This window comes from Vibrio rhodolitus, assembly GCF_003350325.1.
Classification (GTDB): Bacteria; Pseudomonadota; Gammaproteobacteria; order Enterobacterales; family Vibrionaceae; genus Vibrio; species Vibrio rhodolitus.
In genome coordinates, this window is the sequence record NZ_QLYZ01000027.1 from 16,582 (window position 1) to 28,455 (window position 11,874).

Annotated in this window: 12 protein-coding genes and 1 tRNA gene; 8 read left to right on the forward strand and 5 right to left on the reverse strand. The window is 45.8% G+C overall.

The genetic code is table 11. The features are described 5' to 3' along the window. The first annotated feature begins 44 nt into the window (after window positions 1-44). From flgA to DPF93_RS19330, 3 genes are all read left to right on the forward strand, one after another. Window positions 45-791 (forward strand): flagellar basal body P-ring formation chaperone FlgA, encoded by a 747-nt coding sequence (gene flgA, locus DPF93_RS19320; protein ID WP_114767679.1) that lies wholly within the window; start codon window positions 45-47, stop codon window positions 789-791. 116 nt (window positions 792-907) lie between these two features. Further along, window positions 908-1,225 (forward strand): flagellar biosynthesis anti-sigma factor FlgM, encoded by a 318-nt coding sequence (gene flgM / locus DPF93_RS19325; protein ID WP_114767680.1) that lies wholly within the window; start codon window positions 908-910, stop codon window positions 1,223-1,225. A gap of 11 nt (window positions 1,226-1,236) precedes the next feature. After that, a complete protein-coding gene (locus DPF93_RS19330; RefSeq protein WP_114767681.1) occupies window positions 1,237-1,662 on the forward strand; it encodes a flagella synthesis protein FlgN in 426 nt (141 codons plus the stop codon). 64 nt (window positions 1,663-1,726) lie between these two features. On the opposite strand, the gene flgP is transcribed toward DPF93_RS19330, so the two are convergent. Both flgP and DPF93_RS19340 read right to left on the reverse strand, forming a co-directional pair. Further along, window positions 1,727-2,158, reverse strand: a complete 432-nt coding sequence (gene flgP / locus DPF93_RS19335) for a flagellar assembly lipoprotein FlgP (protein WP_114767682.1) — start codon at window positions 2,156-2,158, stop codon at window positions 1,727-1,729. A gap of 8 nt (window positions 2,159-2,166) precedes the next feature. Next, window positions 2,167-2,802: a FlgO family outer membrane protein gene (locus DPF93_RS19340; RefSeq protein ID WP_114767683.1), complete on the reverse strand. Its 636-nt coding sequence runs from the start codon at window positions 2,800-2,802 to the stop codon at window positions 2,167-2,169. A gap of 161 nt (window positions 2,803-2,963) precedes the next feature. On the opposite strand from DPF93_RS19340, the gene DPF93_RS19345 reads away from it, so the two are divergent. The 4 genes from DPF93_RS19345 (at window position 2,964) to DPF93_RS19360 (ending at window position 6,461) form a co-directional block, all read left to right on the forward strand. Beyond that, on the forward strand, window positions 2,964-4,100 hold the full coding sequence (locus DPF93_RS19345) for a flagellar assembly protein FlgT (RefSeq protein WP_114767684.1): 1,137 nt from the start codon (window positions 2,964-2,966) through the stop codon (window positions 4,098-4,100). 52 nt (window positions 4,101-4,152) lie between these two features. Beyond that, a tRNA-Arg gene (locus DPF93_RS19350) sits at window positions 4,153-4,229 on the forward strand. Window positions 4,230-4,513: 284 nt separating this feature from the next. Next, window positions 4,514-5,188 (forward strand): response regulator transcription factor, encoded by a 675-nt coding sequence (locus DPF93_RS19355; RefSeq protein ID WP_114767685.1) that lies wholly within the window; start codon window positions 4,514-4,516, stop codon window positions 5,186-5,188. After that, complete coding sequence (locus DPF93_RS19360) at window positions 5,172-6,461, forward strand: sensor histidine kinase (RefSeq protein ID WP_114767686.1); 1,290 nt, start codon at window positions 5,172-5,174, stop codon at window positions 6,459-6,461. The genes DPF93_RS19355 and DPF93_RS19360 overlap by 17 nt, the downstream gene beginning before the upstream one ends. A gap of 133 nt (window positions 6,462-6,594) precedes the next feature. On the opposite strand, the gene nagE is transcribed toward DPF93_RS19360, so the two are convergent. Then, window positions 6,595-8,076 (reverse strand): N-acetylglucosamine-specific PTS transporter subunit IIBC, encoded by a 1,482-nt coding sequence (gene nagE / locus DPF93_RS19365; protein ID WP_114767687.1) that lies wholly within the window; start codon window positions 8,074-8,076, stop codon window positions 6,595-6,597. Between the two features lie 341 nt (window positions 8,077-8,417). Here nagE and DPF93_RS19370 point away from each other — a divergent pair, with 341 nt between their 5' ends. Beyond that, complete coding sequence (locus tag DPF93_RS19370; protein WP_114767688.1) at window positions 8,418-8,924, forward strand: Fe3+-citrate ABC transporter substrate-binding protein; 507 nt, start codon at window positions 8,418-8,420, stop codon at window positions 8,922-8,924. A 73-nt stretch (window positions 8,925-8,997) separates the two neighbouring features. Here DPF93_RS19370 and DPF93_RS19375 read toward each other — a convergent pair whose 3' ends face one another. Continuing rightward, a complete protein-coding gene (locus DPF93_RS19375; RefSeq protein ID WP_114767689.1) occupies window positions 8,998-9,960 on the reverse strand; it encodes an OmpA family protein in 963 nt (320 codons plus the stop codon). A 363-nt stretch (window positions 9,961-10,323) separates the two neighbouring features. Further along, window positions 10,324-11,748 carry a glutamate--tRNA ligase gene (gene gltX / locus DPF93_RS19380; RefSeq protein WP_114767690.1) on the reverse strand — a complete coding sequence of 475 codons (1,425 nt, stop codon included), beginning with the start codon at window positions 11,746-11,748 and terminating at the stop codon, window positions 10,324-10,326. Window positions 11,749-11,874 lie beyond the last annotated feature (126 nt).

Here is an 11,874-nt window from a genome sequence, read left to right on the forward strand (position 1 = left end):
AAAAGTGGTAATCTAGTCGCAGGTCATGAAACCAGAGAAACCGCATGATGTATTTTAAATCATACTTTTCTACAATTTCCACAACCCGTTTTAATTTACATCTCGATAAAATATCAAAATTTATCGGCGGTTCGTTATTATTCTTTAGTTTTTCATCGTTGTCTGCCACGCCAGAGCAAATTCAGCACATTCAAGCAGCGGCAGAACAGTACATAATAGACAATGTCGAACAACCCATCGGGGGATCTCTTGAGGCGCAAGCGGCAAATATTGACAGCCGAGTGTTTGCCACAGATTGCCCGAGTGAGCTCACTGTTTCATCCAAATCCACCAAATCGACTGCCAGCAATATCACGGTACTGGTTGAGTGTGTTCCAGATAACTGGCGCCTCTACCTTCCAGTAAGATTAACTCGAACCGGTCCGCAAGTCTCGCTCATTGGTCCACTCAATCGTGGTCAAATCATCACTGCTCAAGATGTCACCACCAGTATGGTAGACTTGCAACGCTTAAGGCGGCAAGGATTTTCCACAATAAATGCTGTTATTGGTGCAAAAGTTAAGAAAAACCTCAGAGCGGGCGAAATTATTGAGCAAAGAGATATTTGCGTTGTTTGTCGTAATGATGTCGTGACTATCAAAGCCGTCAAATCCGGCATGACCATCACCACCAAAGGTGTGGCACTTTCAGATGGATCCCACGGTGAGCAGATAAAAGTGAAAAATAGTAAATCAAGCCGTATAATTGATGGCAAAGTAACCGATATATCCGAAGTGACGGTTATTTTCTAGCGAAATGAGGCAAACGATTTTCGCCAGAAAATCAATTGAGAAATATTGCTAAAGGTCTGTGCCGCTCTGCCGATATGTTCAGTACAGGTTTTTCTATTCATAAAAAGGCTTTCTAAATGGCAGGTATCGATAATATACGATCTGGTCAGACTCTCACGACGACGACCCGAAGCGCGGCAAGAAGTGGCGACAGTTCTTCGTCAACTAATACTGCGTCGGTAAAAACGACATCCACACCGCAAGATGCTGTCTCACTAAGTTCAGCAGGCAAAGCGGTTGGAGCGATGCACAATCAAATGGTCAGCCAGCCAAGCTTTGACCAAGCGAAAGTTGCCGCAATCAAAGAAGCGATTGCTAATGGCTCTTACACTGTTGATCCTGAGAAACTCGCCGACAACATGATCAAGTTCGAAAAAGAACTTGGTGGATTGTAGTTGAGGGTTAAATGGCAGCTTTAAAAGGTTTGGTTGAGTTCCAACTGAAAAACGCCAATGATCTTTCTGAGTTATTAAAGAAAGAGCAAGTTGCTATTGCACAGCGCATCTCCAAAGATATCGAATCAATCGCGCTGCAAAAAAATACGCTCGTTACCCAGCTGCACACCACTGACGAGAGAATTGGTCGACACCCAGAAGTAGAAAGCCTGAAGACCGATCCTGAGTTAAGTGAGATGGTTGCACAAATTCGCACCCTAATTGCTGAATGTCAGCAATTAAACGACATTAATGGTATAGCGCTTCAACGCGCGCAGCTCAGCTTTAATAAGCTCAATAATTTAATGAAGCAAAGCCAAGGAAAGATGGGCATGACTTACACTGCCAAAGGTCATACGCGCAATGTTTCTACTCTCGGCACCAACCTGAAAGCTTAATTTAAATAAACAAAAAGCGGCAATCACTGCCGCTTTTTCGTTAATGAGATTAGAGTGTCACACTTTAGAATAGAGTTTGCTGGCGCTTTTCTGGTACTTGCTGTACTTCACCATAGTCACGCAGCTTATTCATTTTCTGAATATCCAAACGCAGCTCTGTTACATAGGTATCACCAACTTTATAGCTACTGACAACCTCTGCACCGCGGATCACGCCGTCCACCGCACCTGTGGTCAGTTCAGTGCCAAGACGCTGATCTTTAAGGTCAGCTCTGCCGCTAACGCGCATGCCGTAGATCTGCTCTGCCAACTCTCGATACGCATCGATTTTAGATGCACGCATAGCACGGACCTGTTTCTCTTCCGCATCACGCCCTTTTTGTTCGCTGATGCTGGCATAGCCAACCGCCGTTAACCAATCGTCCGGACGCATTTGCGTCAACGGCTGACAGCCCACCATCGCGATAGAGACGATCAATAACAATAACTTTTTCATCTCAACTCCTAAGGACGCAAAATAACGGTGTAAGGTTGACGAATAGTCGGGTCAGAGCGAATTAACACGCCGTCTTGAGTGCGAATGCTATTCAGCGTATCTAAATCTCGACCGATGCGATCTGCTGGCAAAAAGCCTTGTGCAGAGGCAACGACAATACGTGATTGCATGCCAACCACACGAGCATTAACCAGTACACCGCCCTCTTGGCGCAGCATTGTGCCAGTAAGCACATATTGAATGTCTTGCTCTTTTGCCAAGTCTTTCCAGTCACGGCTAAACGCAAAGTCACCTTGTTGTGTCACTTGGATACTGCCAGTGGTCTTATAGTCCACCACTTTGAATCCACGACGTTGAAACTGATGAATAAAGCCTTCTGATACCGAGTTACCCAGCCAGTTGGTCGCATCCATATTTTGCAAGTCAACAAACGAAGTAACCGCAATTGGCGTGCGTGCAGACACACTGGTGTTCGAAACCATTAGATCTTCCGTCATACTTTCAACAAAAAAGTCTAAGGTATGACGCGGGCTATCCATTAACAGGAATTGGCTACCCGGATACGGTTCTTTACCGTTATAAATTGGGGAGTAGGCACAGGCAGTGAGAAACAACGCCGGCACTAACGCTAACCATTTTTTCATTCTCTAATCTCCAATACATTTAGGCATTTGCATTCCATTTCTATCTCTCTTTCAAAAGTGGAACGCTCTTTGCTTTTCTAACTGTGCAAACTTTTAGAAAACCAATGCCAAAATCCGCTAAGATAATCAAAGCAAAAACTGTACCGAGTTGGTAACACATTATGAAAAAATCGATTTTCAGCCTCTTTTCAACCATTTTGCTCAGCATGACCCCTTGGGTATCACACGCGGCATGGTATGAGGTTACAGGGATGGCAACCATTGTCGCCTCTGAAGATGCAGCACGTATCCACGCGCTAGAAGACGCAATTTATAAAGCGGTGAGTTTTTCTGGCGCCGATATAGGCAGTATTGCCAATTTAAGCCCATTACTGGAACAGGGGCGTAAAGAATATCAATTTACCAACCATGAAGTGCGCTACATCTTGATAGAAGAGCAGAAAGCGTACAAAAACACCATGTTTGTTAAAGCTCGCATCGATATTTACCCATCGGCAACGGGTTGCCACGTCGATCAATACAAAAAGACCTTTTTGGTCGGCAATATTGACCTCGCCTCACCACAGCAAGCGGTAATGGGACAAATCTACAACCTAGGTGATGACTTTGCCCAAGTCATCAACCGACAGCTAGATCAAGAATCGACCAGCTTTGTTTCGGTCGGCACCACCGACTTTGAGATCAGTAAACGCTACCCTGAGCGACTAAAAATGATCGCTGAAGACACCGATGCTCAATACATTGTTGGCGGCACCATCACCGACTTGACGGCAACCATTGAGCAAAACCTACTCAAAGACGATATAATCAATCGTCAATTTGCCATGGAGCTTACAGTATTCGATGGCAAAACCGGTGCGGAAGTTTACACCCGCAACTACCGTGAGGTAGCCCGTTGGCCATTTCCTAAAACCAGCCAAGTCGATACCCGCAGCGCGCGTTTTTGGGCATCAACCTATGGCGAGATGATGCTGCGCGTCAGCCGTAACGTGATGCTCGATTTGGAATCTGAGGTTTCTTGCAAAATTACCTTGCCGGAAATCGTTGCGAAATGGGGCGATGTGATCACCATGAACTTAGGTCGCCTGCATGGTGTGCAAGAAGGCGATAAGCTACAACTATGGCATACCGGATCGTTTATCGACCAGCGCGGTCTACCGCGTAATAAAGTCACTGAGACTGATATTACGCTTACTGTTTCTCGCGTCTACGAAGGCGAAGCGGAGCTGACGGTCGACCAGCCTGAACTTGCGAATAGTATTCAGATTGGCGATGTGATGCACAAACTTATCCGCTAATAATCAATGCACTAGATGATACTTATTGAATTGAGTATCATCTATCTCCTCTGCTCCCGTGGCACAGCTGGATAGCGCGATCCCCTCCTAAGGGATAGGTCACAGGTTCGAATCCTGTCGGGAGCGCCAATTTTCTTCCTCCGTCAATTTACTCCCGCTTGCTAAACCTGAAAGTTAACGATTCTTAATCTTTCCAAAAGCCTGCCTAAAACTGGTTTTAGTATGCTAATGAGCGTCACCTTAACCGTGTAATCTCACAGCTAAAACATCAACCCAGAAGTGAACTGTTATCGTGATCACCTAAGGTTTTCCCTAAACCGTCTTGAGGCTCGCATTAGTCACGCGAGCCTCTTCTTCATTATTCATATTTTTTTTCAAGCCGTTAAGATAACCATTCGAAGGGAGTAATCGATGTGAAAATACTTGTTATTGAAGATGACTGTACCACGCGTGATTTTGTCGCCAAGGGGCTACAAGAACATGGTTACAGTGTTGATCAGGCTGAAGATGGCAAAAAAGGATTGATGATGGCACTGAGCTGCGAGTATCAGTTGGTGATCCTTGATCGAATGCTCCCTTACCTCGATGGTATGAAAGTTCTTTCCGCGATTAAGGCAACGGAAACCCAAACGCCAGTACTGATCCTCAGTGCCTTAGACAGTGTCGAAGATCGCGTCGATGGCTTGCAAGCTGGCAGCGACGACTATCTCATCAAGCCTTTTGCCTTAGCCGAGCTACTGGCGAGAGTGGACATTATTATTCGCCGAACTCACCGCACGGCAACCGCAGAGAATGTCCTTATCTATGACTGCCTCAAACTCGACTTACGTGCCCATCGCGTTCTCTGCCATAATCAAGAGCTTGCTCTTCAACCAAAAGAATTCCAATTGATTCAATATTTTATTGAGCATGCCGAACAAGTGGTTTCACGTATGCGATTATTTGAAGCGATTTGGAGCTACCATTTTGATCCCAAGACCAATGTTATTGACGTTCATGTCGCCAACCTCAGACGTAAATTAGAAGATGCCGGCTGCAATGAGCTTTTGCATACCGTAAGAGGGGCAGGTTATGTCCTTCGCCGATGATTACTCACTTACCCGCTCGTCTATTTTTAAAACTCTGGTTGGATTGTGCGTACTGATCACCGCGATAAACATCATCATGATCCGCCAGCTCTACATCGATTCCGACCACTTCCATCAACAGCGCTTAACCGCCCAACTGAATGAAGAAATACAGGAATTTACCTACGCTGCGCAGCAAAGTCCGCTTGAAGTCGAAAAGTTGTTGCGCACTAAGCAAGCCACCAATGCGCCTTTTAGTTATCGACTCATTGAGTATCTAGAGCCACTGCCCCACATTAGCTACTATCCAATTCGCTACCTACCGAGTAAAGCGACGAAAGTACGCATCAGTGACTCTCACCAACTCGAAATTGGCGTTGATGAACAGGTGCTTGCCGCTTACAAAGAAGCACTGATTCCGATTGTGTTATCCGGCATAGTCTTGCCCAGTGCCACCCTGCTGGTCGCGGCATTTTTCTTTACCGTCCTGATCCTTCGCCGACTCGAAGAGGTCAATCGCGCCATGAATCGCGTGCTGTGTGGTGAGCGAGAAGTGAAATTACCCGTCTCTCGTCAAGATGATGAGTTCGATATTCTGGCGATTCATCTTAATTACATGATTGAACAGATGGCAAAAAATGAGTCTACGCTAAAATCACTCACCACAGGTTTAGCGCATGATATGCGTACACCCATGGCTCGCCTCAAACTGCGCTTGGAAGAGATTTTAGCCAGCGAAGAACAGCTTAATGAGCAGCAAAGTCAGCAAGTCGCTGCCTGCCATGATGAACTCGAACTGCTACTCTCACTATTCAATAGCATGCTGGAAATCGCCAAGCTAAATAGCGGACAAACCAATATCGATTTTCATCTGGTTGACTTGGGTAAAATTGCTCACGATGCACGAGAGTTTGTCAGTCCTCTTGCCGAACAAAAACAGCAAACACTGCAAATTCGTGAAGACCAAACCTGTATCATTTCTGGCGATCGCTCTTTGCTGTTTCGTGCCGTGTTTAATCTGCTGGAAAACGCGGTGAAATATACCCCGCAGCACGGTCAGATCGAAATTGTGATCGATGAACTTGGCGTGGTTATCGCCGATAATGGCATTGGCATCTCGGATGAAGATAAACGTCACGTTTGCCAGCCTATGTTTCGCGCCGATAAAAGCCGCAGCGAACAAGGTAATGGACTTGGGTTATCTCTTGTTGACGCCATTGCCCATCGCCATGGAGCAAGCTTAGTGCTTAAAGACAATTCCCCTGGGTTAAGAGCGCGCCTCTACTTTAGCTAACCTTTTTCACCCACTTTGATTTGCTAACTATCGTTGGTAAATGTGCTTTGGCTAACTTAATTTGGCACAAGGTATGTGGTTCCAAAAGCCGAGTCATGAATGGACTCGGCTTTTGTTTTACTCTAAAAGTTGATTAATGACTTGGCAGCGGCACTGCACTTAAGTCTTGTGAGGCTGGGATCTGCTTCATTTGTGAGGCGATCATCTCAGCTTCCGTGCCAACAATCACTTGCAGATTGTTTTCGCCAATTTTAACCACCCCTAATGCACCAAGTGCCTTTAGCGTCGTTTCATCAGCCAGAGAGACATCTTTGAGTGACAAACGTAGACGTGTGATGCACGAATCGATACTGGTTAGATTCTCATGTCCACCCAAGGCTTTAAGATATTGAGCCGCTTTCTCACCAATACTGACATCCGCTCGTTGCTCAGCACTGACGCTTTCACGACCTGGCGTTTTCAAATCAAATTTGATGATAGCGAAGCGGAAGACAGCGTAATAAAGCACAGAGAAACACAAACCTTGCAAGATGAGCATGTACGGCTTCACGGCGAGCGGCAAGTTGAACGACAGTACAAAGTCAATCAGACCACCACTAAAGGTAAAGCCCGCAATCCACTGCATGCTTGCCGCAAGATAGAGCGATAGAGCCGTCAGTAGAGCATGAACCACATAAAGGGCTGGCGCGACAAACATAAAGGCAAATTCAATCGGTTCGGTTACCCCGGTTAGAATCGCGGTAAATGCTGAAGCACCTAAAATGCCACCGACTTTTTTCTTGTTTTCAGGCTTAGCGCAGTGATACATCGCCAAACATGCTGCAGGTAGACCATAGCCCATCACAGGGAAGAAACCACCTTGGTAAATACCGGTCACACCGAGGTCACCAGTCCCAGCCCAGAACTTAGAGATGTCACTGATACCCACTAGATCAAACAAGAACACTTGGTTAAGTGCATGGTGCAGACCGATTGGGATCAAAAGACGGTTAAAGAAGCCGTATAAGCCTGCACCTGTTGCACCTAGCTCAGAGATGGCAATACCAAAGTTAACCAGTGCGCCGTAAACCACAGGCCAGACATAAACCATCACTAAGCTAATCGCGATCGCGGCAAAAGAGGTGACAATAGGGACAAATCTGCGACCACCAAAGAAGCCAAGTACCGCTGGCAATTGAATGTTATGAAAACGGTTGTAAAGCGTTGCGGCAACGATACCAATTAAAATACCAGTAAACGCGCTCACCGCAGCTCCCGAGGCAATCACTTGCGCTTGGCTCATCTGTTCAACCGGAATTCCCGTTATCTGCGAAACTCTTGCCACATTGCCGACAATGGTTTCAATAATAAGCAGACCCAATAAGCCCGAGAGCGCCGCTGCACCGTTATTATCTTTTGCTAAACCGTAAGCAACACCCACCGCAAATAGCCAAGCTTGGTTATCCATAATCCCCGCGCCCCCAGCGACCAAAATGGTCGCTAATGAGCTGTTCGCTCCCCACCCTGATGGGTCAAGCGCATAACCAAGCCCAAGCATTAAACCACCAGCAGGCAGCACGGCAATTGGCACCATAAGTGCCTTACCGATTTTTTGCATATATCCGAGTATATTCACTATTAATCCTCAATATTATTGTGACGCCAATACATTTGGCATCGAACGTTAGTTTCCTGTGCCATCGGGGAAATTTTAATAACGGCTAAATTAACGTGGGCTTGTGGTGGGATTAACGATTGTTAATGTTGCTTGGTTTTCGCCAACGCGCTTGTTTTTTCACGAGTAAGCTCAAAGTTTACTCGCCACTCGGCGGCTTTTTGTTATTTTTACAAAATGTGATTGATGCGAATTCTTGGGCAAGAAACGCTGGTTGCACTATCTTTATTGAGTAATCGCACTTTAAAAGTTAGTAACAATTGCTTACTCTTTAATTAAATAACAAATATATCAATTAAATTATGCCAAAGAGCAACTTAACGACGAATACCGGACACCGGTTTATTTCCAAAGCGAAGACTGCCTACAAAATACATATCCACACGCCAGAAGATACCGTTCTGCATCGCTCAGTCGGTTTTATCAAGCTGGGAGAGAAGCGCGGTTTGCAAAAAGCAATCAAGCTGCGTAATGAACTCGGTAGCGAGATGTGGGGAAAATTTTGGCGTCGCTTGCTAAAAGACCCTTACCTAATGACTCGCCTGCCCCACTCTCTCGAACCCAAAATCATATACAAACCTCGCCCGACCAAAGACGATCCCAAAGCCAAAGATGAATGTTACATCGCTGCGTGGCGTAATTACGATGAGCATGGCAAACTCATTTATAAGAGCGTGGTATGTTCCATTAATAAACATGGGCGTCTTGGTGCCTATAGCAAAACGAAAAAAGCCTTGTTGGAGGCGAATAAAGAGAACCTCGAAATACTCGAGTTTATGGGCAGGTTAAGTAGTATCGCGCTCAAATAGCGCGTGAAAGCAAAAGGCAAAAACGGAAGAAAAGAAAGGAAAAAGCCTTGGCGATGCCAAGGCTTGATGCGGATTACTGTTCTACTGTGTATTCAAACTCAGGAACAGAAATATCTACGCGACGGTTCTGTGCACGACCTTCGCGAGTGTCATTGCTCGCAATAGGGTTGCTCTCACCTTCACCGCTCACTGTCATGCGGCTTGGATCGATACCACGCTCAGCAAGCACATCAGCGACTGCTTGAGCGCGTTTTTCTGACAGCATTTGGTTGTATTCTGCCGCGCCAGATGAATCTGTATGGCCAACAATTGTCACTTGCGCTTGAGGGTAATCATTTAGCAGTTGCACTAACTCATCCAATTTGCCCGCACTTTCTGGTTTAAGTTGCGTGCTGTTAAGCGCAAATGTTTCTGTATCTAGCAGGGTCGCTTCAAATGTTTTGGTCATCACAACGGTCTCAACCACTTCTTCGACCATCACTTCTTCTTCAACCACTGGCTCTGGCTGAGCCTCATCGTTGCCACCGAAGCTGTAAGCAAAACCAATTGATGCAGTGTTAGCAAACGCACGAGTAACATCGTTATTGATGTCTGTTAGTGCTTGGTATTCAACGCGTACTTTACCGTTTTCAATCACGTCAAATTCAACACCTACCGCGCCAAGGAATGACTCATCACTCTTATCACCGTAGTTGACGTAGGCACCACCAAACTTACCGTATACATCTACTGCATCAGTCAAGCCAAATGTGAGTTTTGGAGCTAGAGTAAATGCATCCACGCTGTCATCGTTCAAACCAGCCGCAGTAAATTTACCTAGGTAATCCCAACCAGCTTCTAGTGCCAGGAAGTCGTTAAACTCGTAACCACCGAAAATACCACCAGATGCCGAATCGTCGTCACTACATGGCTGACTTGCCACACACTCATCATTGAGCCAAGAGTAGCCAGCTTTTGCACCTAAGTAAGGGGCTGCGTTTGCCGCGCCTGCCGCCATTGCAAACGTTGCTGAAATTGCCACTGCTAATTTTTTCATTTTACATTCCTTTATCCACTGTCTTTAATTTGTGAAACCTATACTGATCTCACCTTGCCACACATCTCATCGCTAAAGTTCACCACTTTAGCCATTGAGCCTTCACCCCAAACGCGATGAAAAGTGTTAGCTTGATCACAGTGCTATTATCCATGAAACTGCATACTTTATCTGTTTCATATCTGCAAAATAACATTACCTTACTGATTTAAAACAAAAAATTGAATAATTCGACAGCAATCAGCTTTGTGTGTGACACGAATAAACGTAGAACAAGAAACGGTAAAACGCCAAAAATACGCAGCGTAAAAAAAACCGCAGCTCAATGGCTGCGGTCTTTGTAGCTATAATTAGCAATAGACGTTATGCGTTTGCTTCGCGCTCTGCGATAAATTCTAGTGCCATCTTGATGCGAGCAACACAACGCTCTTGACCAACAAGCTGCATTACAGCGTCAACTGATGGAGATTGACCACCGCCAGTCACTGCTACACGTAGTGGCATACCGATTTTACCCATACCGATTTCTAGATCAGCACAAACATCAGCGATCATTTGGTGAAGGTTTTCAGTCGTCCATTCAGTAATTGCTTCTACTTTTACCAGTGCCGCTTCTAGTGGCTCTTTAGCAACACCGCGCAGGTGCTTCTTCGCTGCGCCAGCTTCAAACTCAGAGAAGTCTTCGTAGAAGTAACGGATTTGCTCAGCAAGCTCTACTAGCGTGTTACAACGCTCGCCGACAAGCTTGATCACTTCAGTAATCGCTGGGCCGTTGTCTTTGTTGATGCCTTGTTGATCAAGGTGCCATTGTAGGTGTTTCGCTACATACTCAGGCTCAGAGGTCTTGATGTAGTGGTTGTTCAACCAAAGTAGCTTATCAGTGTTAAATGCAGACGCTGATTTAGAGATTGCATTTAGGCTGAAGAACTCAATCATCTCTTCTTGAGAGAAGATTTCTTGGTCGCCATGAGACCAACCTAGACGCACTAGGTAGTTATTTAGTGCTTCTGGTAGGTAACCCATATCACGGTATTGCATTACAGATACCGCGCCGTGACGTTTAGACAGTTTTGCACCGTCATCGCCAAGGATCATTGCACAGTGAGCAAATGTCGGTACTGGTGCTCCTAGCGCTTCGTAAATGTTGATTTGACGAGGCGTGTTGTTGATATGGTCTTCACCACGGATTACGTGTGTGATACCCATATCCCAGTCATCAACTACTACACAGAAGTTGTATGTTGGCGCGCCATCAGTACGACGGATGATAAGATCATCCATTTGCGTGTTGCTGATTTCGATACGACCACGGATTTGGTCTTCAAATACTACGCTGCCTTCTTTCGGGTTACGGAAACGGATAACGCATGGATCGCCATCTTTTGCCGCTTCGTTCGCTGCTTTGATCTTTGGATGGTTCGCATCGTAACGCGCCATCTCTTTGTTCGCCTCTTGCTCCGCGCGGACTTCGTCTAGTAGCTCTTTAGATGCGTAACATTTGTAAGCTTTGTCTTGTGCCAGTAGCACATCAACCATTTCGTTGTAACGGTCAAAACGTTGAGTTTGGAAGTAAGGACCTTCGTTCCACTCAAGACCTAGCCATTCCATACCTTCCATGATCGCATCAACCGCTTCTTGAGAGTTACGCTCAAGATCCGTGTCTTCGATACGTAGAACGAATTCACCTTTGTTGTGTTTAGCATATAGCCAAGAATATAGTGCTGTACGAGCACCACCTACGTGAAGGTAGCCTGTTGGGCTTGGTGCAAAACGAGTTTTAACCGTCATGTAAAATACCTTGATTGTCTAAATGACTGCACTAGAGAATTTCAGTGCCAAAATTGGGCGTTATTTTATACGCAAGTGCGCCTGCGTGCTAGGGTATCGCGGTGTTTTTTGCTCACGATACTCTTC

Excerpts from the sequence above, each read along its gene's own strand:
- flgA (WP_114767679.1), top strand. The coding sequence starts at position 45 with ATGATGTATTTTAAATCATACTTTTCTACAATTTCCACAACCCGTTTT.
- flgM (WP_114767680.1), top strand. The coding sequence starts at position 908 with ATGGCAGGTATCGATAATATACGATCTGGTCAGACTCTCACGACGACG.
- DPF93_RS19330 (WP_114767681.1), top strand. The coding sequence starts at position 1,237 with ATGGCAGCTTTAAAAGGTTTGGTTGAGTTCCAACTGAAAAACGCCAAT.
- flgP (WP_114767682.1), bottom strand. The coding sequence starts at position 2,158 with ATGAAAAAGTTATTGTTATTGATCGTCTCTATCGCGATGGTGGGCTGT.
- DPF93_RS19340 (WP_114767683.1), bottom strand. The coding sequence starts at position 2,802 with ATGAAAAAATGGTTAGCGTTAGTGCCGGCGTTGTTTCTCACTGCCTGT.
- DPF93_RS19345 (WP_114767684.1), top strand. The coding sequence starts at position 2,964 with ATGAAAAAATCGATTTTCAGCCTCTTTTCAACCATTTTGCTCAGCATG.
- DPF93_RS19360 (WP_114767686.1), top strand. The coding sequence starts at position 5,172 with ATGTCCTTCGCCGATGATTACTCACTTACCCGCTCGTCTATTTTTAAA.
- DPF93_RS19370 (WP_114767688.1), top strand. The coding sequence starts at position 8,418 with ATGCCAAAGAGCAACTTAACGACGAATACCGGACACCGGTTTATTTCC.
- DPF93_RS19375 (WP_114767689.1), bottom strand. The coding sequence starts at position 9,960 with ATGAAAAAATTAGCAGTGGCAATTTCAGCAACGTTTGCAATGGCGGCA.
- gltX (WP_114767690.1), bottom strand. The coding sequence starts at position 11,748 with ATGACGGTTAAAACTCGTTTTGCACCAAGCCCAACAGGCTACCTTCAC.